Annotated in this window: 24 protein-coding genes and 1 tRNA gene; 14 read left to right on the top strand and 11 right to left on the bottom strand. The window is 63.1% G+C overall.

The features are described from left to right. Positions 1–300: 300 nt before the first annotated feature. Positions 301–377 (bottom strand) — tRNA-Val (locus D0B32_RS03700). Positions 378–722: 345 nt separating this feature from the next. On the opposite strand from D0B32_RS03700, the gene D0B32_RS03695 reads away from it, so the two are divergent. Further along, entirely contained in the window at positions 723–1,466 is a 744-nt protein-coding gene (locus tag D0B32_RS03695) for an ABC transporter substrate-binding protein (protein ID WP_181969703.1), read from the top strand. 21 nt (positions 1,467–1,487) lie between these two features. Here the strand turns inward: D0B32_RS03695 and D0B32_RS03690 are convergent, their stop codons facing one another. Then, a complete protein-coding gene (locus D0B32_RS03690; protein WP_117332312.1) occupies positions 1,488–2,444 on the bottom strand; it encodes a zinc-binding alcohol dehydrogenase family protein in 957 nt (318 codons plus the stop codon). A 143-nt stretch (positions 2,445–2,587) separates the two neighbouring features. Here D0B32_RS03690 and D0B32_RS03685 point away from each other — a divergent pair, with 143 nt between their 5' ends. Beyond that, positions 2,588–3,046, top strand: coding sequence for a MarR family winged helix-turn-helix transcriptional regulator (locus tag D0B32_RS03685; RefSeq protein ID WP_117332311.1), 459 nt, complete (start codon positions 2,588–2,590; stop codon positions 3,044–3,046). A gap of 21 nt (positions 3,047–3,067) precedes the next feature. Here the strand turns inward: D0B32_RS03685 and D0B32_RS03680 are convergent, their stop codons facing one another. The 3 genes from D0B32_RS03680 to gcvA all read right to left on the bottom strand — a co-directional run bounded on the left by D0B32_RS03680 (position 3,068) and on the right by gcvA (position 7,040). After that, positions 3,068–4,735, bottom strand: a complete 1,668-nt coding sequence (locus D0B32_RS03680) for an ATP-dependent DNA ligase (protein ID WP_117332310.1) — start codon at positions 4,733–4,735, stop codon at positions 3,068–3,070. A 7-nt stretch (positions 4,736–4,742) separates the two neighbouring features. After that, the gene (locus D0B32_RS03675; protein WP_117332309.1) at positions 4,743–5,897 is read right to left on the bottom strand and encodes a ligase-associated DNA damage response exonuclease; all 1,155 of its coding nucleotides are present in this window, start codon (positions 5,895–5,897) and stop codon (positions 4,743–4,745) included. Between the two features lie 219 nt (positions 5,898–6,116). Beyond that, positions 6,117–7,040, bottom strand: a complete 924-nt coding sequence (gene gcvA / locus D0B32_RS03670) for a transcriptional regulator GcvA (protein WP_117332308.1) — start codon at positions 7,038–7,040, stop codon at positions 6,117–6,119. A 115-nt stretch (positions 7,041–7,155) separates the two neighbouring features. Between gcvA and D0B32_RS03665 the strand changes: the two genes are divergently transcribed. Further along, positions 7,156–7,998, top strand: a complete 843-nt coding sequence (locus D0B32_RS03665; protein WP_117332307.1) for a DMT family transporter — start codon at positions 7,156–7,158, stop codon at positions 7,996–7,998. A 186-nt stretch (positions 7,999–8,184) separates the two neighbouring features. Further along, complete coding sequence (gene yghU, locus D0B32_RS03660) at positions 8,185–9,057, top strand: glutathione-dependent disulfide-bond oxidoreductase (protein WP_117332306.1); 873 nt, start codon at positions 8,185–8,187, stop codon at positions 9,055–9,057. Between the two features lie 125 nt (positions 9,058–9,182). Here yghU and D0B32_RS03655 read toward each other — a convergent pair whose 3' ends face one another. Both D0B32_RS03655 and D0B32_RS03650 read right to left on the bottom strand, forming a co-directional pair. Next, positions 9,183–9,422: a hypothetical protein gene (locus D0B32_RS03655; protein WP_117332305.1), complete on the bottom strand. Its 240-nt coding sequence runs from the start codon at positions 9,420–9,422 to the stop codon at positions 9,183–9,185. A 214-nt stretch (positions 9,423–9,636) separates the two neighbouring features. Continuing rightward, positions 9,637–9,876, bottom strand: a complete 240-nt coding sequence (locus tag D0B32_RS03650) for a hypothetical protein (RefSeq protein ID WP_117332304.1) — start codon at positions 9,874–9,876, stop codon at positions 9,637–9,639. 133 nt (positions 9,877–10,009) lie between these two features. Between D0B32_RS03650 and D0B32_RS03645 the strand changes: the two genes are divergently transcribed. The 8 genes from D0B32_RS03645 (at position 10,010) to D0B32_RS03610 (ending at position 17,816) form a co-directional block, all read left to right on the top strand. Next, entirely contained in the window at positions 10,010–10,789 is a 780-nt protein-coding gene (locus D0B32_RS03645; protein ID WP_181969702.1) for a Pr6Pr family membrane protein, read from the top strand. Positions 10,790–10,936: 147 nt separating this feature from the next. Next, on the top strand, positions 10,937–11,905 hold the full coding sequence (locus tag D0B32_RS03640) for a hypothetical protein (RefSeq protein WP_117332303.1): 969 nt from the start codon (positions 10,937–10,939) through the stop codon (positions 11,903–11,905). Positions 11,906–12,253: 348 nt separating this feature from the next. Beyond that, positions 12,254–12,538 (top strand): CsbD family protein, encoded by a 285-nt coding sequence (locus D0B32_RS03635; RefSeq protein WP_117332302.1) that lies wholly within the window; start codon positions 12,254–12,256, stop codon positions 12,536–12,538. 123 nt (positions 12,539–12,661) lie between these two features. Further along, positions 12,662–13,036 (top strand): phage holin family protein, encoded by a 375-nt coding sequence (locus tag D0B32_RS03630; protein ID WP_117332301.1) that lies wholly within the window; start codon positions 12,662–12,664, stop codon positions 13,034–13,036. Further along, entirely contained in the window at positions 13,033–13,350 is a 318-nt protein-coding gene (locus D0B32_RS03625) for a hypothetical protein (protein WP_117332300.1), read from the top strand. The genes D0B32_RS03630 and D0B32_RS03625 overlap by 4 nt, the downstream gene beginning before the upstream one ends. Positions 13,351–13,783: 433 nt before the next feature. Further along, positions 13,784–16,210, top strand: coding sequence for a glucose/quinate/shikimate family membrane-bound PQQ-dependent dehydrogenase (locus tag D0B32_RS03620; RefSeq protein ID WP_117332299.1), 2,427 nt, complete (start codon positions 13,784–13,786; stop codon positions 16,208–16,210). A gap of 5 nt (positions 16,211–16,215) precedes the next feature. Then, complete coding sequence (locus D0B32_RS03615; protein WP_404935512.1) at positions 16,216–17,235, top strand: porin; 1,020 nt, start codon at positions 16,216–16,218, stop codon at positions 17,233–17,235. Positions 17,236–17,447: 212 nt separating this feature from the next. Beyond that, complete coding sequence (locus tag D0B32_RS03610; RefSeq protein WP_117333438.1) at positions 17,448–17,816, top strand: BON domain-containing protein; 369 nt, start codon at positions 17,448–17,450, stop codon at positions 17,814–17,816. Positions 17,817–17,874: 58 nt separating this feature from the next. On the opposite strand, the gene D0B32_RS03605 is transcribed toward D0B32_RS03610, so the two are convergent. Continuing rightward, positions 17,875–18,342, bottom strand: coding sequence for a GNAT family N-acetyltransferase (locus D0B32_RS03605; protein ID WP_117332297.1), 468 nt, complete (start codon positions 18,340–18,342; stop codon positions 17,875–17,877). Positions 18,343–18,475: 133 nt separating this feature from the next. On the opposite strand from D0B32_RS03605, the gene D0B32_RS03600 reads away from it, so the two are divergent. Further along, positions 18,476–19,090 carry a LysE family translocator gene (locus D0B32_RS03600; RefSeq protein ID WP_117332296.1) on the top strand — a complete coding sequence of 205 codons (615 nt, stop codon included), beginning with the start codon at positions 18,476–18,478 and terminating at the stop codon, positions 19,088–19,090. A gap of 99 nt (positions 19,091–19,189) precedes the next feature. Here D0B32_RS03600 and D0B32_RS03595 read toward each other — a convergent pair whose 3' ends face one another. After that, positions 19,190–20,596: a PLP-dependent aminotransferase family protein gene (locus D0B32_RS03595; protein WP_117332295.1), complete on the bottom strand. Its 1,407-nt coding sequence runs from the start codon at positions 20,594–20,596 to the stop codon at positions 19,190–19,192. A gap of 211 nt (positions 20,597–20,807) precedes the next feature. On the opposite strand from D0B32_RS03595, the gene D0B32_RS03590 reads away from it, so the two are divergent. After that, positions 20,808–22,136, top strand: coding sequence for an aspartate aminotransferase family protein (locus D0B32_RS03590; protein WP_117332294.1), 1,329 nt, complete (start codon positions 20,808–20,810; stop codon positions 22,134–22,136). A gap of 84 nt (positions 22,137–22,220) precedes the next feature. On the opposite strand, the gene D0B32_RS03585 is transcribed toward D0B32_RS03590, so the two are convergent. Next, a complete protein-coding gene (locus tag D0B32_RS03585; protein ID WP_117332293.1) occupies positions 22,221–23,204 on the bottom strand; it encodes a nucleoside hydrolase in 984 nt (327 codons plus the stop codon). A gap of 41 nt (positions 23,205–23,245) precedes the next feature. Then, the gene (locus tag D0B32_RS03580) at positions 23,246–23,659 is read right to left on the bottom strand and encodes a cytidine deaminase (protein WP_117332292.1); all 414 of its coding nucleotides are present in this window, start codon (positions 23,657–23,659) and stop codon (positions 23,246–23,248) included. Between the last annotated feature and the right edge of the window lie 4 nt (positions 23,660–23,663).

The raw sequence follows: 23,663 nt of genomic DNA, 5'->3' as shown, positions 1-23,663 counted from the left end.
CGCCAGCTTCCTTGTTAGCCACGCGGGTTCGCTATGACGGGCGCGCGGCGGTTGGGGTTGCGAGACTGGCTTAAAGCATAACCCGAGCCGCGGATCGTGATCGCGTTAGCGGGCAGGCCACGTGGATTTGCAGGGAAAGTGGGCAGAGGCGGGGCACAAAGCAAAAACGAAAGCTAAGGCCGTTTGAAGCATAACGGCGGTCGCTTTCGCCTGGTGTGCTGCATCAGATTGATGCTTACTGCTGGTGTTGCTGGTTGTTACTGTGGCCGACATGCGTGCTGCTGCATGTTGCCGATGCGTTGGTAGGCTCGATTGGATTCGAACCAACGACCCCCACCATGTCAAGGTGGTGCTCTAACCAACTGAGCTACGAGCCTGAAGAGCGGCGAATTATAGAGAGTCTGTGCGTGCAGCACAAGTCCTGCTGTACATTGCACCTGGCCTGGCGTGGTGTTGTAATGAGCGGCATCCGCTGCTGCAAACGCAACTCTGCATGGAGCACTCGCGCAGTGACCGATAATGTCTACGATGCCCCCGGCCTCCTCATCCGCTGCGTCCACTGCATCCGTTTCAGCCGTTTCAGCCGTGCAGCGTCTGCGCCGATGATACCCACGCTGCGAAGCGCCGCGCTCATACTGACGCTCTGCACGCTGAATGCTACACACGGGGCGTCCGCGCAAGCCAGGCCCTCGCCCCCGTCCGCCACCTCAACGTCGACCATCATGACCACGTCCGCTGATAAAACCATCGTGGCCGCCCTCGCGCCCACCGGCACGCTGCGCGCTTCGATCAACCTGGGCAATCCGGTGCTGGCGAGCCTCGATGCAAAAACCGGGCAGCCGGAAGGCGTGTCCGTCGATCTGGCCAACGAACTCGCGCGCGAACTCGGTGTACCGCTGGCCCTCGTCGTCGCGCAATCCGCGGGCGCTTCGGTGACGAATGTCAGCAGCGGCGCCGCGGATATTGGCTTTTTCGCGGTGGACCCGAAACGCGGCGAAGAAATCGCCTTCACGGATCCGTATGTGCTGATTGAAGGGTTCTATCTGGTACGCGACGATTCACCGATCAAAACCAACGCGCAGGTCGATCAACCTGGCAACACCGTCGCCGTGGGCAAAGGCAGCGCGTACGATCTGTTCCTCACCCGCGAACTGCATCAGGCGACCATCGTGCGCATTCCCACCTCGCCCGCTGTCGTGCAGGGCTTTCTGGCGCAAAACCTCACGGTCGCCGCAGGCGTGAAGCAACAGCTACAGAAAGACGCGCGCGAGGCGGGTGGCTTGCGATTGCTGGACCAGCGTTTCATGGTGATTCGTCAGGCAATGGGCGTACCGAAGAATCGCGGTGAAGCCGCCGCGCAATATCTCACGAACTTCGTCAAGCAGATGCGCGCATCGAGCTTCGTGGCTGACTCGCTCAAACGCCATCGTATTGATGGCGCGGTCGTAGCGGGAGACGGTTCGTAGGCCGTCGATGTTTCAGGCGGGTTAGCCCATCACGAACACCGTGCGCTCGCGGCTTTCGTCATCCGTCCAATGCTGCTCCACTTCCGCGAGCGGAACCGAGCGCGCGGCGACCTGAAAGCCACTCGGACCGGCAGCATGAAGCAACTGCTTGACCGCGTCCAGAATGCGCGGCATGGGCACGCTGCCAATGCCGCTGCCCATCAGTTCGATGGCCGTGGAGCGTAACGTTGCGCTCGGCAGCGTGATATCCGGCCCGCTAATTGCGCCGATCTGCACGAAGCGGATCGGCACCGCATCCGGCGCGGCTTGCGTTGCGCCCGCCAGCAGCAGTTCCGCGCTCGGCCCCCACAGATAATCCAGCACCACGCCCACGCCTTCCTTGAAGTGTGCGCGAAACTCGGCGGCGAGTGCGTCCTTGTCTTGCGCGAGGCTGATCGTGACATCCGCGCCCAACGCTTGCAGCGATTGCAGCGACTGCGCGTGACGTCCCGTCGCAATCACCTTGCTTGCCCCGAGGTGTTTGGCAACCTGCACGGCAAGACGCCCCGAACAGCCCGTTGCACCATTGATCAGGACCGTTTCGCCTTTCACCAGTCTGGCCCGCTCGACCAGCGCAGCCCACGACGACATGCCAGGAATCGCGATGGCCGCTGCGCTCACATCGTTAAGGTCGGACGGCAGCGGGATGCAGCGGTTCTTCTTGACGAAGCAGTACTCCGCCATTGCACCCGACGGCGCTTCCGGAAACACGAAATACACGCGCGTGCCGTCATCGAGGGTGCCCACGCCGTCCACACCCGCGACGAACGGAAACGTGCTTGCCGCACTGTAATGCTTGCCGGACGCGCGGCTCTTCGCGACGTGACTGAGCGCGGAGGCCGTCACCTTCACGCGGACGGCACCTTCCGCTGCGGCCGGCTCGGCGAAGTCTGCATAGACCGGCAATGTGCCCGGCGCTTTAACGAGGGCTGCTTTCATGTTGGTACTCCTGTAAGGATGGCGCTCAAGTTCCGTCGCATCCGTCTAAGGATTGAGCGCTGTAACAAGGATCACTCGAAAGGATCATTCGACCGAATATGAGTGTATAATACACATATACTCGAACGAGGCAAGGAATAAAAATGGCGATGAAACGGGAAATCCGCGATCTGCGCGAGGCATTGCTCGACCTCACGGGCGTGCTGAACCGGCCGCAGCCCGACGCGGCGCTGATCGAAGCGGCGGGCGTCGATCTCGACCGCGCGCTGTTTCCGCTGCTCGCCCGCATCGAGCGGCGCGGCCCGCTCGGCATCGTCGAACTGGCCGAACTGGCCGGGCGCGACTACACCACCGTGAGCCGGCAAGTGGCCAAACTCGAAAGCCTGGGGCTGGTGCAACGCGTGCCGAGTCCGGCGGACGGACGCGTGCGGGCGGCTATCGCAACGGACGAAGGCCGCACCATGACAAAAGCGCTGGACACTGCACGTCAGAAGATCATTGAAGGCTTGTTTGCGCATTGGGAACCCCAGGACGTGCGCGAGCTTTCGCGTCTGCTGCGCAAGTTCGCGGATGACGCGCTAGAGTGGACCAGGTCGTTATGAACTGCGAGTTGTTATCCCGCGCTACGCTTCAATAAATCCTTTGAGCATGGCGAGGGTGTCGGCGTCGTCGATATGCTTGTCCGTGCGCCAGCGCAGCATGCGTGGAAACCGCACGGCCACGCCCGATTTGTGGCGCGGGCTCGCCTGAATCCCTTCGAAGCCGATCTCGAACACGAGGCTCGGCGTCACGCTGCGCACTGGGCCGAATTTCTCGATCGTGGTCTTGCGCACGATCGCATCCACCTTGCGCATCTCTTCGTCGGTCAAGCCCGAATAGGCCTTCGCAAAGGGCACCAGCGTGCGCGTGCCGCTGCTTTCATCCCACACGGCGAAGGTGAAATCGGTGTAGAGACTCGCACGACGGCCGTGTCCGCGTTGGGCGTACACCAGCACGGCGTCGATCGCATAGGGGTCGATCTTCCATTTCCACCATGTGCCCGAGGCTTTGGTGCGGCCCACGCCATACATCGACTGACGCTCTTTCAACATCAATCCTTCCACGCCGCGCGCACGACTCTCTTCGCGCAACGCGGCGAGCGTCTGCCAGTCTTCGGCTTCGACTCGCGGTGACACACGCAACAGATCGTGTGCAAGCGTGCCGTCGAGCGATGCCGCCAGCGTTTCGAGTTGCGCGCGCCGTTCAGCAAGCGCTGTCATGCGCAAATCCTGCCCGCCCATTTCGAGCAGGTCATACGCCAGAAACGCGGCGGGTGAATCGGCAAGAATCTTCTTGGTGAGCGTTTTACGCGCAATACGCGGTTGCAATCGTGCAAAGGGCAACGGCGCGGACGCACCCGGCTCCCACGCCAGAATCTCGCCATCCAGCACGCAACCATCCGGTAATGCCTCGCCCAGCGCGGCCACTTCAGGAAAGCGGCTGGTAATCAGATCTTCGCCACGTGACCAGATCCACACACGCCCCGCACGTTTGACAAGCTGCGCGCGGATGCCATCCCACTTCCATTCAATCTGCCAATGATCAGGGCTACCAAGTGTTTCTGGATCGGCCTGCAACGGATGCGCGAGAAAAAACGGATACGGCAGGCCAAGATCGCTTTCCGCCACATCCGTTGCTACTTCACCTTCTTCGCCGCTGGCTTCCGGTGCGATCAGGCGTAAATAGCGAGCGGCGTCGGGCTTTTGCTGCGAGTCGGTCCATCCCACCATACGCTGCGCGATGCGCTTGTGATCCACTCCTGCGACTTCGGCCAGCGCGCGCACCACCAGTTGCCGCGCCACGCCCACCCGAAAACCGCCGCCAATCAGCTTGGTGAGGAGAAAGCGGCCGCCCCAGCCCAGTTCGTCCCAGTAGGCGAGCAGGCGTTCGCGCAGCACCTCGGGCGCAACGCCGCGCAATGTCAGCACGCGTTGCTCGATCCACTGCGTGAGTCCCAGCTCTGACGTGCGCTGCGCAGGCGGCAGAATGTGTGCGATGGTCTCCGCCAGATCGCCCACCGCGTGATACGACTCTTCAAAGAGCCACGCTGGCAAACCGGCGCGCTCACAGGCAATGTCGCTCAGGAGACGCGACGGCACCGACTGACGCGGCTTGCCGCCCGCCAGAAAGTACGAGGCCCACGCGGCGTCCTCGGGTGCCGCCGCAGCGAAGTAGGACGTCAGCGCTTCGAGCTTGTCGTGCGTGGACGTGGTGGCATCGAGTGCGGTGTAGAGCGCAGCGAATCGTTTCATGGTGCGCTCACGGGGAATCGCGGAGAACAGCGGGCGTGGCTGTTACGGATGCTTCGGCTTCGGCATTGGTTTCGCCTTGCGCGGTGGCTTCGGTGGTAGCGACTGCCTCTGCCGCCCCTGCGGCGTCGGCCTCGACGACATCGTCGCCATATTGTGTAGCGAACGCGCCCGCCTGCAAACCTTGCTCACGCAACCAGCGCACCATCGGCTCGACCTGACCATGCGTGACGATGATGCGCCCGGCACCGGTCGCCTGAATCGCGCTCTGCAAACCGGGCCAGTCGGCGTGATCGGACAATACGAAGCCGCGGTCCACGCCGCGCCGCCGTCGCGTGCCGCGCAGGCGCATCCATCCCGAGGCAAATGCATCGCTGTAGTCGCCGAAGCGACGCATCCATGCGCTGCCTTGTGCCGACGGCGGTGCAATCACCAGCGCCTGTTTAAAGATGGCCTTGTCCTTCGCAGCGATTTCGCTAACGAGCCGCACCGGCGGCAACGCGACACCCGCATCGCGATACGCGCGGTTGAGCGGCTCCACCGCGCCGTGACAGAAGATCGGACCAATGGCAGGATCGATGCTGGCCAGCACCCGTTGCGCCTTGCCGAACGAATAGCAGAACAAAACCGATGCACGCCCTTCGGCCGCGTTGTGCCGCCACCATGAATCGACGCCGTCGAATACGGCTTGCGATGACTCCCAGCGATAAATTGGCAGTCCGAACGTCGACTCGGTGATGAATGTGTCGCATCGAACAGGCTCGAATGCATCGCAGGTAGGATCGGCTTCGAGTTTGTAATCGCCCGAGGCGACCCACACGCGCCCGCGATATTCGACGCGCACCTGTGCCGAGCCCAGCACGTGTCCTGCCGGATGCAAGGACAGCGTCACGCCGTTCAGATCGAGCCGTTCCCCATACGCCGCCGTTTGCAGGTCGATGCCAGGCAGCCGCGACAGGAGCACGCCCGCGCCGCGCTCACTCGCCAGATAGTGCATGTGCCCGGCACGCGCGTGATCCGAATGCGCATGCGTAATCACGGCACGCTCTACTGGCTGCCACGGGTCGATATAGAAATCGCCCGGCGGACAATACAAGCCCTCGGGCCTGGCGATGATCAGGTCCGATTCGGCGGGCGAGTCGTCAAGCGAATCCGGTGGGGGCATCGAGGCAATCCCGAACGGTTTTTAACAGCGCGTGGGAGGTGGGCAATGTAGGGCAGATGCGGGCCGTGCCATTTCGGCGTGATCCGTCCAAACGCATGGCACCTACACTTGCATCAAAGCACAATGCAGAGAGACTTTGCAAATACCGTTCCTGGCTTTGCACATGCGCGCCTTGCATCGCGCACATAGCCCAACGTAGCCGGATGCATAACCAAGGCACTAACGCTTGCGCTTCGCGCGTCCCGACGCAGCCGGCGGACCCATGCCCTCCCGCTCCAGCCACGCACGAAACAGCACGACCAGCTCATCGGCGGATTTCTCGTCCGCCACATAGGTGCAATAGCTGCGTGACGGCAAACGCGGCGCCGCGAACGGCGCGACGAGCCGGCCAGCAGCGAGGTCGTCCGATACCAGCGCCGTAGGCCCCATCGCAATCCCGATACCGTCGATAGCTGCCTGCAAGGTCAGATAGAAGTGGTCGAAGGTCAGCGTCGCCGCCGGTGCGAGTGCCGCCAGGTTGGCGCTCGCCAGCCAGTCGGGCCAGAGTCGCGGCAGACTCGATGTGTGCAGCAGGGTATGCCGCTGGATATCCTCCGGCCTTCGCAGCGGCATGCGCGCGAGCAGCGCGGGACTGCACACCGGCAACCGTTCTTCTGCAAGAAACGGCCGCATCGTATAGCCGTAGAACGTATCGGGGCCGCCGCGAATGATGATGTCGCAGCTCTCCTTCAGACTTTCCACGGGCTCGTTCGACGTCTCCACGCTCACGTCCACGTCCGTATGTTCGGCGCGGAATCTCACGAGTCGCGGCACCAGCCAGCGCAACACGAACGTGGCGGGGGCATTCACGGATAAAGTCCGCGCGACCGCTTTCGGCACGCCGTATCGCGCCGTGGCCTGCGCGAGTCCCTCGAACAGGGGGCCGATTTCCGCCAGATAGGTCTGCGCTGCGGCGGTCAGTTCCACGCGCCGGTTGTGCCGTTCAAACAGCGGCGCCCCTAGCCACGTTTCGAGCAGCCGCACGTGCTGGCTCACCGCGCCGTGCGTGACGTGCAGTTCGGCGGCGGCATCCTTGAAGCTGCCTAGCCGCCCTGCGGCCTCGAAGGCACGCAAGGCATTGAGCGGGGGCAATGGCCGTTTCATTCGCGGGAGTTTATCTATCTCGAAAGGCCAATTTATCTGGTTTGCCGCCCTGCTACAAGCTAGATATGCTGTTCACTTCCTCTTTGATACCGCCCTTCTCCGTTCTGGGAGCCGCATGCTCAGTTACACCGGCGCGTTCGTCCTGTTTGCTGCCTTGCTGCACGCAAGCTGGAATGCGCTGCTGCACGGCAACGATGACCGGTTTCTGTCCATGACGTGGATGAGCGTCGCCATTGCCGCGGTGGCGACCTGCGTCGTTCTCGCCGTGCCTGCACCCGCCGCCGCGGCGTGGCCATACCTCGCCGCCTCCGGGCTCGTGCATAACGTCTACAACGTCAGCCTTGTGCGCTCGTATCGGCGCAACGATCTGGCACAGGCCTATCCGATTGCACGCGGCTCCTCGCCGCTGCTCGTCACGCTCGGCGCGGCACTCTTCGCGCATGAGGCCATCAGCGGCGTGCATATCCTCGGGATCGCAATGATCTCCGGCGGCATCATCGCGCTGGCGTTGCAGGGGCGTCATGTGTCGCGCGCGGGCGTGCTGGCCGCGCTGACGACCGGCGCGACCATCGCTGTGTATACCGTCATCGACGGGATCGGTGTGCGTGTGTCCGGCGGTGAAGCAATCGGCTACACCGCGTGGATGTTCATGTTCTATTGGCTGATGCCGGTGCTGTTCGTCGCCACACGCGGCCTCGCGGCACTGTGTGCACCTCTGCGCGAGCAGCCGTTGGCGATCGGCTCGTCACTCATCGGCGGCCTCGTGTCGATCGCCGCTTACGGCATCGTTATCTGGGCGTTGCAATCGGGGGCGATGGGCGCGGTATCGGCATTGCGCGAAACCAGCGTCGTCTTTGCGGTGCTGATCGGGCGTGTCTATCTGCGCGAGGCGGTCAGCGGCAAACGCTGGCTCGCCTGCGTGATCGTCGCAGCGGGAGCGGTTTGTCTCGGGCTTTGAATGAGACGCGGGTCGCCCACTAAGTTGGCCACTGCGTTAAGCACCAGACGCGCCGAATAGAGCATCGGCCCGACCCTTGAAGTGAGCCTTGCCGCCTCGCACCTCGTCAGCACGTTTTGCGAGGTTTTGTTAATCTCGCATCCAGACAGCACCTCTTACGTTGCTAGCACGCAAGGAGCTTTACGCATGAGCACACCCGAGTACGTGCCGCCAAAAGTCTGGACCTGGAACAAGGAAAATGGCGGCCGGTTCGCGAACATCAATCGTCCCATCGCGGGCCCGACGCACGACAAGGAACTACCGGTCGGCAAGCATCCGTTGCAGCTTTACTCCCTGGCCACACCCAATGGCGTGAAGGTCACGGTGATGCTCGAAGAACTGCTGGCGCTCGGCCATAGTGGCGCGGAATACGACGCATGGCTCATCCGGATCGGCGACGGCGATCAGTTCGGTAGCGGTTTCGTGGATGTGAACCCGAACTCCAAGATTCCCGCGCTGCTCGATCGCAGCGGGTCGAAGCCCGTGCGTGTGTTCGAGTCCGGCGCGATTCTGCTGTATCTCGCCGAAAAATTCGGCGCGCTGCTGCCCACTGAGAGCAGCGCGCGCGCTGAATGCCTTTCGTGGCTGTTCTGGCAAATGGGCAGCGCGCCTTACCTGGGTGGCGGCTTCGGCCATTTCTATGCATATGCGCCGAGCAAAATGGAATATCCGATCAACCGCTTCACGATGGAAGTGAAGCGTCAACTCGATGTTCTGGACAAGCGGCTCGCCGATCACGAGTACATGGCGGGCGATCAGTACACCATCGCCGATATCGCAATCTTCCCGTGGTACGGCGGCCTGGTGAAGGGTTGGCTCTACGAATCAGCGGAGTTTCTTGCGGTTCAGGAATACAGGAACGTGCAACGCTGGGCAGATGCCATTGCACAGCGTCCGGCCGTGCTGCGCGGGCGCAAGGTCAATCGGGTCTTCGGTGAACTGTCGGATCAACTGCACGAAAGACACGCCGCGAGCGACTTCGACACGCGCACGCAAGACAAGCTGGCGGACGCGAAGTAATCAGCGGAAGCAGTCAACGTCAGAACCGAACGCAAAACAACGCAGTCAAGCAACGCAACGACCCGCAGCGGACTGCAACGTCCGCGGCGGGTTCGGTGAATTCTGCGATTTAGCCGCGTCTCGCGTTACTGCGCCTGCGTCGCGTCCGGGGCCGGGGCTTTCTTCTTGTGCTTGAGATGAATGCCCTTGCGGGTGCTCGTCGGCGCTGAGGTATTATCGCCGCCGGTGGTCGGTCCAGCAGTCGCGGCGCCGTGCGCGTTGCCGCCGCCCGAGCCGCCGTTGCCATTGCCGCCGCCTTCCGCCCACGCGGAACACGTCACTGCCAGCACAAGCGCACCCAATACCACATGATGTTGCGTTTTCATGAGAACTCCCTGATGTCGTTGTGGGTGCGTTCAGCCGGTTGTCGGGATTGATCTGACCGGCTCAACCGGGCCGCTCAACCCTGCGGCCCGACTCAGCTCAACTAGATGAAACTCGGGCAACTGCCCCTATCACGCGCGCGCGTATTGCGCGTATTGCAACTGCCTGCAACTGCCTGCCACTGCCTTGTCGGACTGCGCCTGTTGCCGACAGAAATCACGAACTGCCCTTCGCAGCAGCACCGCTGGCGTTATCCGCCTTGGCAGCCTTTGCCTTCTTCGACGCTTCGTGATGCCCCACCGCGCATCCCGCGGCCGCGCCGGCCACGCCGTGATCGCCGGCTACGTGTCCGCCGACACCACCCACCACGGCCCCCTTGGTACAACCCGCTGCTTGCGCATACGAGGCAACGGTCAAAGAAAGCGTAACGACAACAGCACTGATCAGCTTGGACATGCGAGACTCCAAAGTAAGGGGTTCGCTTACGATTCAGCAACAAGCGTACCTCGCTGTGCGGCGACGTCGAATGCAGGTGCTGCGTCTGCAATTCGCGCCGCTTGAACTCGTTTCAACCAGACGGGCCCCGGACATGCCAAAGCGTTCTGCTCGACCTGAGCCGCATCCCTCCGTGCATCCGGCGGAGTTGCCACTGCCCGCACCGAGCGTTGCATCGGTATCGGTGGCCACGCTGATCGCGGTGCTCGCGTGGCTCGGCTTCGCCATGCAGACCGACATCACGATCCATCGCATGCTGTATCGCGGCTTGGGGCTGCTGGACGGCATCGAACGGATGAGCAGCTATCTGACGAACCTCACCATCCTCGTGGTAGCGATCAGTTTTTCCTGCGTAGCGCTGCGCTTGCGCTCGGCGCCCGGGCGATTTTTCCGCAAGCCGCCGGTATTGACGGCCGTGGTCGTGTATATCGTCTTCGTCGGCATTGCGTATAACAGCCTGCTGCGTCATCTGTGGACGCCATCGGGCTACCGGGCGCTGCTCAACGAAGTGCTGCACACGGTCATCCCGCTGCTCTGTGCGCTCTACTGGCTGCTATTCGTGCCGCGTTTCCAACTGCTGCTGCGCGATTGCCTGTTCTGGCTCGTCTATCCGCTGTGTTATCTCTTCGTGACGCTGTGGCGTGGCAGCGAAACGGATTTCTACCCCTACCCGTTCATTGATGTCAGCGAACTCGGCTACGAGCGCGTCCTCGTCAACACATCCTTGCTGCTGGGCGGTTTCTGCCTGTTGATGGGCGTGTTCATCGCGATCAATCATCGCCGGCCACGCCCGGGGGCGAGTCCGGTAAGCGCTGCGAATCCCCATCAAAAGCAAGGCCACGAGCGGAACGAGGACCCTTCGCCGAATTCATGACCGGCAGGGCCTGAAAAAGCCGCAGCCCCCACGCGGCACAGAAAATGCGATCACTCCAGACGAATCACCCCGCACGGCGTCGCGGCAGTGCCGTGGCTATCGGCCTGTCGACGGCGCCGGTAACGACAAAGGTCATGGAGGCTCGCAATGAACTACACCAAAGATCCAGCGGACTACACGCTGGCCGCGAATGAGCCCGCGCTCTTCGCGCATCGGCTCGAGGGCGCGGTCTCGTGGGGCGCGGTATTTGCCGGCGGCGTGGGCGCGGCTGCCTTCGCGCTGATCCTGCTGACGCTCGGCACCGGACTTGGCTTGACCTCGCTCTCGCCGTGGTCGTCGGGAACGTCGAACGCGAAAGCGTTCGGCTTCGCAGCCGTGGTGTGGGTGTGCGTAACCTCCATCCTGACCTCGGGACTCGGGGGCTATCTGGCAGGACGCCTGCGGCGCCGCTGGCTGTCCATTGATGCCGACGAGATTCACTTCCGCGATACCGCGCACGGCTTTCTGAGTTGGGCGGTGGCGACGCTCTTCACGGCGGCTGTGTTGACATCGGCCGTGTCGGGCATCGTCAAGACCGGCGCACAGGCCGCTGCCGCCAGTGCCGCCGCGGGTGGCGGCATCACGATGGAAACCATGCAGCGCGGCAATGCAGCGGCGGGCATGAACACGTGGCCGCTCGGCTACTTCGTCGATTCGCTGTTCCGCATGCCGGCCGGCGCGCCCGCCGCTGTCGCCACCACTCCCGCCACTAATCCCGCCGCGCCTGGCCAGCCCGCCATGTCCGGCAACGACCCGCTTCGCGCGGAAGCGGCGCGCATCTTTCTCAACAGCGCGGCCACCGGCGATGCGTTATCGCCTGAGGACACCGCCTATCTGAGCCGGGTCGTCGCGCAGCGCACGGGCATCACGCCACAAGATGCGCAGACGCGCGTGCAAACCACTTACACGCGCTTCGTGCAAAAGATCACCGCGCTCGATGCCGCCGCGAAAGAAGCCGCCGACAAGGCCCGCAAGATCACCATCGGTGCCTCGCTGTGGTTGTTTGTTTCGCTGCTGATGGGCGCATTTTCCGCGAGCCTGATGGCCACGCATGGCGGCCGTGTGCGCCAGCTTTGAGAAAAATTTCAAACCACATTTACCCAGGAGGTCATCATGCGTTCCATTCTTCTCTACATGCTCGGTGTGCCGATTCCTATCATTATTTTGATCGCGCTATTCTGGCACTAGACCTGCCGCTTACCTTCACGACGACCGTTGGGCGCCCCACACGCGGCGCTCGCGGTCGTTGAACCCTACAAAGCCCAAACCATCGGTTAGGCCCGGCTCTTGCGCAGCGTCTCATACGGCGGTCCACTCGGACACGTAATACGCTCGACGCGAACCGCTGCAATCCGCCATTCCCGTTTCGTCACATCTATACATGTTGTCGTGCGGACATCACCGCACTTACCTGAGGAGCAGACAATGGAAACGCCCGATGGAGATGAAACCCTGCGCGAGGATGCTGCCAACGTGAAGCAGGCAGCTGACGATCTGCTTGGCGACGCCACTGCGCAAGTGAGCGAAAAGGCCAAGGAATTGAGCGGCAAGGCGCAGCAGCTTTACACCGATTTCGCCGACGTCCTGCGCGTCTCGACGGTCGAACGTCCGTTCTCGGCGCTCGCCATCGCAGCCGGTGTGGGCTTCATTCTTGGCGCACTGCACGCCACGAGCCGCCGTCAACCGGATTACAGCAGGGACCGGGATTAACGCAGCGCGCGTCTTGCCGTCGTCGGAACGAAGGGGTGCCGGCAGCGAGACGCGCGCAGTTCACATCAAATCAAGCCTCAACCCGTTCCCACACCTTCAACATCGCACCCAGGGAGTTCCGGTATGACCGTGCGCGCGAAAATCACCCGTTGGCGAAATGTCGGCCGGTTTTGTGTCGAGCGAGCGTCCGACTATGGTGAACTGCTTGCGGTCGAACTCGACGAGACCCGCAAGCGTATGGTCCGCGAACTCAGTGCGCTGGTCGCCCTGGCGGTCGCAGGGCTGTTCACGCTGTCGTTCGTCTGCATCGCGGTCATTGCAACCGCATGGCAAACGCCTTACTTCCTCGACGTAGTGTGGGGCGTGGCGGTGATGTGGCTGATCGTGTCCATCATCTCGCTGCTGATCGTGCGCTCGCAGAAGCCGGCGCGCTCGCTACAGGTGCTGCAACGCGAAATTCGCAGCGATCTCGACACGTTGAAAGAGGCGTTGAAATGAACCACACGTCCCCCCATGAAATTGCCGAGGCGGCCATTCTGGCGCGCATGTCCGCCTCGCGCATTGCCTTGCTCGACGCCAACCGGCTGCCGGTGGTAACGCCCGGATCGAAAGGGCAAGCCCGCCCTGCCGCGACGGTGCTGGCCGCCTTGCGCGATGCGCCGCGGGTCACGCTGCTGGTGGCGCTGGGCGTGAGCGCCATCGTGCTGGGTCCGCGCAAGGCGGTCAGCATTGCGGGTCGTGCAGGCGCGGCTGCGTGGCTGGGCAGCAGCGCGCGCAAGCTGGTGCAGGCGGTCTCGGTGCAGCAAGGTTGACGCGCTTTCGCACCGCCCGGCATCAAGTGCCGTATTGAGCGGCCGTACTGAATGGCCGTACCGAGCGGCGCATGGCATTTGTCCAACTTCACACGCTCTCTTCTACATTCGACGTAATATGTACCGGCCAGTGACCGCGCCGGACCGTTGGCGCGGCCGGCCGTCCGCCGGTCGGCAGGCTGGCGCGGGCCGCTCCAATGCTGCCGGAGCGCAGCGTGGACGTCGCGCAGGACAACCAAAGACAACCCAACGCAACCCAGCAACAACGCAATGGCGTGGCCAGGCCCGAAAAGTGCAAAGGCCCACGGCGGCACGTCGCGTGAAGCAGCGCATCGCAGGACTAACGGGTAAGGGGCTGACGTAGCGGGCGCCCCTCACGCCGGTTGGCACAAGACTGTCACATTCCGATAGAAAATCAAGAGGGGTCGTCATCATGCAGCAGCGTGCATCATCAAATCTAGGCCGTCTCCTGAGCGTTCTCTTCGCTGTCGTCGCCGGCCTGTATCTGCTGATTGGCGGCGCGTGGCTGATCGCAGTGGGCGGCTCGATCTATTACGTGCTGGCCGGCCTCGTCATGCTGGCAACGGGCCTGCTCATCCACCGGCGCAAGCCCAGCGCACTTGGGCTTTATGCGTTGCTGCTGCTCTGCACCCTCGTATGGGCGGTGTGGGAAGCCGGTTTCGACTTCTGGGCCCTCACGCCCCGGCTCGACGTGCTGGTGGTGTTCGGCATCTGGCTACTGCTGCCGTTCGTGTACCGCACGCTCGACGCGCCCGGCAAGCCAATGGGGCTGGCTTTGGGTGTGGTGCTGATCGCGAGCGGCATCGTGCTCGTGTATGCCGCGTTCAACGATCCGCAGGACATCAACGGGACGCTCTCGGCCAACGCGGCCGCCGCCGTTACTCCGACCGCAACCGCCAACGATAGCGACTGGCCCGCCTATGGTCGTACCCAGCATGGCACGCGCTACTCGCCGCTCAAGCAGATCACGGCGGACAACGTGAAGAATCTCCAGGTGGCCTGGACCTTCCAGACCGGCGACCTGAAGCGCCCCACCGACCCGGTGGAGACCACCAATGAAGTCACTCCGATCAAGATCGGCAACCTGCTTTACCTGTGCTCGCCACACCAGATCCTGTTCGCGCTGGATGCCGCAACGGGCAAGCAGGTATGGAAGTTCGATCCGGGCCTGGTCACCGACCCGACGTTCCAGCACGTCACATGTCGCGGTGTCTCTTACTATGACGCGACCGCAGCAGGCAACGGCGACAGCGGCGAAGCGCAAGCCGCTTCCGCTCCCGCCGCGACCGCTTCTGCCGCCGCGCCGGCGCTGTGCGCGCACCGCATACTCCTGCCGGTCAATAACGGCCATCTGTTCGCGCTCGACGCGCAAACGGGCCAGCGTTGCCCGGCTTTCGGCAACAACGGCGACCTCGACCTGCAACATGGCCAGCCTGTGACCACGGCGGGTCAATACGAGCCCACGTCACCGCCGATCATCACCGACAAGGTCATCATCATTGCCGGAGCCGTGACGGACAACTATTCGACCCGCGAGCCATCTGGTGTGATCCGCGGCTTCGACGTCAATACCGGTAAGCTGCTGTGGGCCTTCGATCCGGGCAACAAGGATCCGAACTTCATGCCTGCCGACGGCGAGCATTACTCGCTGAACTCGCCGAATTCGTGGGCGCCTGCGGTGTACGACGCCAAGCTCGATATCGTCTATCTGCCGATGGGCGTGACCACCCCCGACATCTGGGGCGGCAATCGCACACCGGAGCAGGAGCGCTACGCGAGCGGCCTGCTGGCGCTGCATGCGTCGACAGGCAAGCTCGCCTGGTTCTATCAAACCGTGCATCACGACCTGTGGGACATGGACCTGCCCGCCCAGCCGACGCTGGCCGATATCACCGATAAATCCGGCAATGTGATTCCCGTGGTGTACGCCCCGGCGAAGACGGGCAACATCTTCGTACTCGATCGGCGCACGGGCGCGCTGGTGGTGCCGGCGCCGGAGGAACCAGTGCCGCAGGGCGCCGCCGAGGGCGATCACGTGTCGCCTACCCAGCCGTTCTCGGAACTGACCTACCGGCCCAGCAAGAAACTGACGGGCGCCGACATGTGGGGCGCCACGATGTTCGACCAGATGGTGTGCCGCGTGATGCTGCAGCGTCTGAACTACGATGGCACGTTCACGCCGCCTTCGGTGAAGGGCACGCTGGTGTTCCCAGGCAACCTCGGGATGTTCGAGTGGGGCGGCATGGCGGTGGACACCGACCGTCAGATCGCGATTACCAATCCGATTGCGCTGCCGTTCGTTTCGCGGCTGATTCCGCGCGGGCCCGGCAATCCGATGGAACCGGCATCTGACGCCAAGGGCGGCACCGGCACCGAGTCCGGCATCCAGCCGCAATACGGCGCGAAGTTCGGCGTGACGCTGAACCCGTTCCTCTCGCCAATCGGCTTGCCGTGCAAACAGCCGGCGTGGGGCTATGTCTCGGCCATTGATCTGAAGACCAACGAGATTGTCTGGAAGAAGCGCATCGGCACCGTGCGCGACAGTTCACCGTTGCCGCTGCCCTTCAAGCTCGGCATGCCGATGCTCGGCGGCCCGATGACGACCGCGGGCGATGTGTTCTTCATCGGCGCGACGGCTGACAACTATATCCGCGCCTTCAGCACCAACACGGGCGAGCAGTTGTGGCAGGCCCGTCTGCCCGCAGGCGGCCAGGCCACGCCGATGAGCTATGCCGTCAACGGCAAGCAATACGTCGTCATCGCGGCCGGCGGTCATGGTTCGTTCGGCACCAAGCTGGGCGATTACATCATCGCCTACGCGTTGCCTGACGCGAATTGAGCCGCGTGCGCAGACGACGGGTCTACCCGTTTTGCCTGCTGGTTGCACTGGGTGTCACAGCCCAGTGCAGCCGCGCGCAAAGTGCCGTGACGCTGTACGGCCTGATCGACACCAGCCTCGAAATCACCAACCCCGGTTCGTCGTGGACCGCGCGCATGGACTCGGGCGCGTATCGCGGCTCGCGCATCGGCTTGCGCGGCGAAGAGGCGATCGGTGCGGACACACGCATTCTGTTCGACCTCGAAAACGGTTTCAACTCGGGCAATGGCGCGCTCGCCACTTCAGGCCTGCTGTTCAATCGTCAGGCGTGGATCGGCCTGGGTGCGCCGTGGGGCGAACTGCGGCTCGGCCGGCAATACTCGCCCATCTACATTCCGTTCAAGGGACAACTCGATGCCTTCGGTGCCGGCACGATTGCTTCGGGGCTCAACAATCTCTCCAAGATCACGCCGTATACCGACAACGGCCTCGCGTATATTTCGCCGGACCTGTACGGCTTCACCACGACCTTGATGGCCGCATTGCGTGACCCAGGCAACGGCAACGGCCTGGGCGGCGCATACGAAACCTTCGCCTATGCGCACGGGGCGTTTCGTATTTCGTATGCACATCAGCAGACCCAGGGCGCCACGGGACTGCGGGCAAATCTCGGCGGCGTGTCGTACGTGATCGGCAAAACCACTGCATTCGTGTCGTTCTTCAATGGCGATGGCGGCTCGCCGCGCTATCACGACGATGGCCTGTCGCTGTCGGCGCGTTACGCGTTTTCGACGCGTCTGCGTGCCTCGCTGGGATACACGTATATGCGCGACCAGTCCGGCGGCGACAACAACGCCGACCAGTTCAGCGCCGCCTGTGAATACGATGTCTCGACCGACCTCATGCTGTATGCGAGCGCGGGCTTGCTGCGCAATCGCGGCAGCGGCGAATTCACGTTACGCGGTGTCGATGTGACAGGACTGCCGCCTGCCTATCCCGGCGCACCCATCAAAGGCGTTCAGCTCGGTGTGATCGACCGGTTTTGAATGAAGTTTTGTGACCGCAGTTTGATGGCTGTGTGTCACACATTCATTGTTATCCCACGGGAAAGTATGAATATCGCAGGACTGCGTTGGCTGCCTCGAGTCGTCCGCATAGACTGCGCGTAGCGTTTGCATTCACCAGCAACATAGGACAGCAAAGCGCGCTAATTGCACCTATGATGAACTCGTCGCACCTGACCACGAACGGAGAAAACATGAAAGCAATGCAAGCATTCAGGCTAGTGGGTGGCGCATTGATCGCCGTGATATCCATCCACGCATGGTCGCAAAGCAGCGACGCCGCCGCGACAACTGATCAATCGGCCGCACCGCAGACCAGCCACAGCAGCGCCAAGGCCAGCAGAAAAGCCAATCGTGTGCTCAGCAGGAAGGTCCTTACCGCGCTCTCGAAACACGGCGTGAGTACGGATCAAATCAACGTGGTGGCGAAAGGCGGCACGGTGACACTCGAAGGGTCCGTGCTCGAATCGGGCTTGATCGACAAGGCGGGCAGCATCGCAAAGAATGTCTCCGGTGTGACGTCGGTCAAGAATGATCTGACGGTTCGCGAAGAAGGGCAGTAAGGTCTCCTGTGGAAATGAAAACGGAAAGACGGGGCGCGCCTCAGCCGTTGAATGACGGCTAGTCCGCACCCCGCTCCAGCGTCTTCGACATTTCCGTGGTGCCGCTCCAACCTAGTCCGGCGTAAAGGTCGCGGCCCTTCTCAGTGGCGTGGAGAATCGCATACCCCACGCCGCGCCGCTGAAATTCGGCCTCGGCGAGCCGCATCAATTCGTGCGCCAGTCCGCGTCGCCGGTATGCGGGTTCGACATACACGTTGAGCACGTAGCCGCGCTTGTCTTCAGCCGGATGCATGGGATGCGGCGGCCAGTCGATCACCATCAGGCCGACACCCGCCACGGGTCGATCGTCATCGGCCAGCACGAAACCAAAATAGCTGCCGTCGCGCAGCTTCGGACGCAGCCAGTCACGGAAATGCCGTGTCATGGTCTGCAGCACGTCCTCGCTGCGGCCTGCGTCGCGGAACATCTCTTCGCGATGCCGGCAGACCAGTTCCAGATCTGCTTCGTCAATTGCGCGTGCGTGCATGGGTTTGCTCCATTCTGGATTGCTCCCGGTTCGGCTCTCTATCTGTACAGGAATTCATCAGCCATTCTGTACCGTTACTGTACTGGCTCCCCTCGATACACTGCTGTAAACCCCATCGACAGCGGAGCCAGCCATGTCATTCGAATTTCTGAGCGCGTTGCCCGCCGGCATCCTGTTCGCGCTCGTCACCAGCATCACGCCGGGGCCCAACAACACCATGTTGCTGGCCTCGGGCGTCAATTTCGGCTTCCGCCGCACCCTGCCGCACCTGTTCGGCATCAGCGTGGGCGTCATGCTGCTCATGCTGTCGGTTGGGTTTGGGCTCGGTGAAGCATTCACGCGGTTCCCGGTGCTGTACACCGTGCTCGAAGTGGCCAGCGTCGCCTATCTGCTGTATCTGGCGTGGAAAATCGGCACATCCGGTGAGGTCAAACTGCGCAAGGGCGAACGCCGTCCCATGAAATTCTTCGAAGCCATCGCCTTTCAATGGATCAACCCGAAGGCATGGATGATGGTGCTCACCGCTGCCACCACGATTCACGTCAGCGAACAGTTTGGCAACAATGTCATGCTGATGGCGGTGTTGTTCTACGTGGTCGGCTTTCCCTGCATCTGCCTGTGGGCCGGTTTTGGCACGGCGATGCGCGAGGTGCTCTCCGACCCGAAACGCCTGCGCCTTTTCAACGTCGTGATGGCGTTGCTGCTGGTGGGATCGCTCTACCCCATCGCGGCGCATTGGCTGAGCTGAACGCGTCTCGCCCTTTCGTCACGCCATTTCGTCTCGCCCGATCCTCTCGCCCTTTCATCTCGCCCCGCGACCTGGCGCATCGTCCCAGCGACGTATCGCTCAGGTCCCCACCCGCTCGATGAAGCGCCACAAGGCGTCGTCCGTCGAATACGGCACATTGAAGCGAAACCACGCGCTCGGTGCGTCGTCCGGGCGGAAGTACGAACCCGGTGCGAGCCAGATGCCATGCGACAGCGCGGCCGTCGCGACCTCGGCGGCCTGCGCGGCTTCGATGGGCAGGCGCGCCCACAGGAAAAGCCCCGCACGCGGCCGGTGAAACACCTCCAGGCCCAGCGCATCGAGCCGGTCTTCCACCACCGCATGCGCCGCTTTTAGCCGCTCGTTGACGTCCTCCACGTGACGCGCGTAGCGTCCTTCCAGCAGCACCTTGTCGACGATCCGCTCGATCGGCTCCGACGACGTCAGCCCCACCGCCATCTTCGTGCGCGCCAGTTCGCGCAACACATCGCGCTCGGCCACCACATAGCCGCAACGCAGACCCGGCGTCACGGTCTTCGAAAAACCACCTACGTACAGCACGCGCTGCAAGCCTTCCATCGCGGCGAAGAGCGGCGCGCCGGACGGCGCCAGTTCGCGGCTCACGTCATCCTCGATCACCCACATGCGCGCCCGCTCCGCGATCTGCAGCACGCGAAACGCCGCCGCCATGCCATAGGTCGCGCCAGTCGGATTCTGCAAGGTCGTGTTGACGAACATCGCTTTGGGCCGATGACGTTGCACCAGCGTTTCGAGCACCTCGGTGTCGACGCCCGCCGGCGTGCGCGGCACACCATGCACGTCGAGCCCCGCCAGCTTGAGGATCTGCAACAGGTTGCAATAGCCGGGATCTTCGACGAGCACACAGTCGCCGGGCCGCAGCAGCGTACGCACGATCAGGTCGAGCGCCTGGGTGGCGCCCTGCGTGAGCAGCACGTTGGACACATCCACCGGCAAGCCGCGGCGGTCGAGTTGCGCGGCAATCCGCTCACGCAGCGCTGCGAAACCGTACGGATGACCGTAATCGCCCATGCGCGGACCGGGCACCCGGCTCATTGCGCGCAATGCGTGCTGCAAGCCGCTTTCGTTGATCCATTCGTTTGGCAGCCAGCCGCCGCCTGCCTTGATCGGCACCGAATGGTCGGCGAATACGTCCGAGAGCAACCAGGTTGCGGTGAGGCTCGGCGGCTGCCAATCCGTGGCGCGGGCGCGCGGTCCCTGCGGGTTCGCCGCAACGCGATAGCCCGAACCGCGCCGCGCCACCACGAGGCCCATCGACACCAGCCGGTTATAGGCCTCGGTCACGGTGAAGGTGCTCAGGTCGTGGCTCGCCGCCAGATGCCGCACCGAAGGCAGCAGCGCGCCCGCCCGCAGTGTCTGCGCCTCGATGGCGCGCGAAAAACCCAGCACCACCTGCTCGACGAGCGTGGGTGCGGTGCGGCGGTCGCGTTCCAGTTCGAGTTCGATCATGGCGGCTAACGCAATCGGTCAGGTCAATGAAGCAGAGAGGGCAAGGGGGGCGCGGCGGAAAACCGCAAGCGACCAACACAGTTAAGTGTACTTCGCCTGCACAGTTAGCAGCGCAGTACATCAACTGTTTATGTGCGCGGGTTAACCGTGGACGCTACAGTTTCGCCATGCCCTAACGCCAGTCCCCTGAGGGACATTTCGAGGAGAGACCATGACTTCGCGCCCCGTCATCGACGATCTGTCGTCATTCTGGATGCCGTTTACCGCCAACCGCCAGTTCAAGGCTGCGCCGCGCCTGCTGGAATCGGCCAAGGGCATGTACTACCGCGCCACGGACGGCCGTGAGGTGCTCGACAGTTGCGCGGGGCTCTGGTGCGTGAACGCCGGCCACTGCCGGGACGAAATCGTGGCTGCGATTGCCCAGCAGGCCGGCACGATGGATTTCGCGCCGACCTTCCAGATGGGCCATCCGCTTGCCTTTGAAGCCGCCACCAAGGTTGCCGAACTGATGCCCGCCGGTCTCGACCGCATCTTCTTCACCAACTCGGGCTCGGAGTCGGTGGACACGGCCCTCAAGATTGCCCTCGCCTATCACCGCGCGCGTGGCGAAGGCCAGCGTACGCGTCTGATCGGTCGCGAGCGCGGCTATCACGGCGTGGGTTTTGGCGGCATCTCGGTGGGCGGCATCGCGCCGAATCGCAAGACCTTCTCCGGCGCGCTATTGCCCACCGTCGATCATCTGCCGCACACGCACAACCTCGAACACAACGCGTTTTCGAAGGGTCAACCCGCCTGGGGCGCGCACCTTGCAGACGAACTCGAACGCATCGTAACGCTGCACGACGCCTCGACGATCGCCGCTGTGATCGTCGAACCCGTGGCAGGCTCGACGGGTGTACTGGTGCCGCCGCAAGGGTATCTGCAAAAGCTGCGCGACATCTGCACCAAGCACGGCATCCTGCTGATTTTCGACGAAGTGATCACCGGCTTTGGACGGCTGGGCAAAGCCACCGCCAGCGAGTATTTCGGCGTGACGCCGGATCTGTTGACCATGGCCAAAGCCATCAATAACGCAGCGGTGCCGATGGGCGCGGTGGCGGCGAGCCGCACCGTCCACGACACGATCGTCAACAGCGGCGCGCAAGGCGCGATCGAACTCTTTCACGGCTACACGTATTCAGCCCACCCGCTGGCGGCAGCGGCCGCCGTGGCGACGCTCGACCTGTATCGCCGCGACGATCTGTTCAACCGCGCGGCCTCGCTCGCGCCTGCGTTCGAAACCGCCGCCCACGCGCTGCGCGATGCGAAGCACGTGAAGGACATCCGCAATCTCGGCATGATCGCCGGCATCGAACTGGAACCGCGCGACGGCGCGCCGGGTGCACGTGCCTACGAGGCCTTCGTCAAATGCTTCGAGGCAGGGTTACTGGTGCGCTTCACGGGCGATATTCTCGCGTTCTCGCCGCCGCTCATCATCAACGAGGAGCAGATCGAACGGGTCTTCAAGACCGTGCGTGATGTGCTGGCGACCGTGCAGTAAGCGCCGCTTTGCGTGCGTAGAGGAGCGGTTGGCGCGAAGGCTGTAGCGCGCTTACCGCCCTCTTCTCAGGAAAGCGAGTCGAACCTACGCCGCTTTCGCATTCGCGGTCAGCGTGTCGAAGTAGAGCTGTAGAAAGCCCGCCACGTCCACGTCGACGCACACGTCCTGCATCTTGAAGCCATCCCAGCTCGGCGCCGGTACCCCCATCGCCGCCGGCTTCTGAATGGTCTGCCCGCGCGCGAGCCCGTCGAGCGCGACCCGCACCGCACCTTGCCGCACTTCATAAAGCTGCGGCGCCACCAGATATGCCACCGCCGACGAATCGTGCACGTAGATGCCGTGCACGTCTGCACTGTCGCGGTGGAACTGCTCATAGAGCCGCGACACGTCCCACACGAACTGCCCCACTTCGCCGCCGTGCTGCCGCAGGTTGTCCAGATACGCCGTGCTCATCACCGCCTTCTGCGTGACGTCGAGCCCCGCCGCCGTGACCTTCCAGGCTGCCGTCAAAACCTGATCAGCGGCATCCGGGTCCGCGGAAATGTTCGCCTCCGCGCAGGGCGTGACGTTGCCGAGCACGCCGTTGATGCCGAACGCGCCGCCCATGATGATGACCTGCTTCACGAGATGCTGGATGTCCGGCGCTTCCTGCAGGGCAAGCGCGAGATTGGTCAGCGGTCCAACGGCGATCAGGTTGATCTCGTTCGGATGCTGACGGATCGTGTCGATGATGAAACGGTGCGCCGGCCGCGCATCGAGGCGCGCCGCGCGGTTCTGCGTGGGCAGCGCGGCCAGTTCGATATCGCCGAGGCCGTTATGCCCGTGGATGTGCGGAATGGGCGGCGGCGCCGCGCCACGCAGCGGCCCTGCCGCGCCTTGGGCGACCATCACCTCAGGCGCCGCGAAACGCTCGACGAGATAGACCGCATTGCGGGTCGTGGTTTCGATGGTCGCGTTACCGAACACCGAGGTCACGCCAATCAATTCGATCTCGGGGTGACACGTCTGGAACACCAGCGCCATTGCGTCGTCGACGCCGGGATCGGTGTCGAAGATGACCTTATGCATGATATGAACTCACTTGATGGTGAACGTCGGCACGGCTTGCACTAGACCGGAGCGCCATTGCCCGGCTCCAGATAGAACGCGCCCGGCAAAAGCGCGGCGGCGCTGGTCACTTCCACGTCGCCATTCAGGTTGCTCAACACGACTTCGAGCGCGGGCGTGCCGAGTTCGATCATCACCTGACGGCACGCGCCGCACGGTGCGATCGGCCCGTCTGTTTGACCGATGACCGCCAGCGTCTTGAACTGTCCCGGCTTGTAGCCGGCGGCAAGCGCCGAGAAAAATGCGGTGCGCTCGGCGCAATTGCACAGGCCGTATGAGGCGTTTTCGACGTTGCAGCCGTAAAACACCTTGCCGTCCTGCGTTTCGAGTGCGGCACCCACATGAAAGCGCGAGTACGGCGCGTAGGCACGCTCACGCGCTTCGCGGGCGGCCTGGATCAATGGTTCGTGTTGCATGATT

The sequence above is a fragment of the Paraburkholderia sp. DHOC27 genome, from assembly GCF_003429005.1.
In the GTDB taxonomy this organism is placed as follows: Bacteria; Pseudomonadota; Gammaproteobacteria; order Burkholderiales; family Burkholderiaceae; genus Paraburkholderia.
Note: the sequence above shows the minus strand (reverse complement) of the source record. Positions and strands in the feature narration are given on the sequence as shown.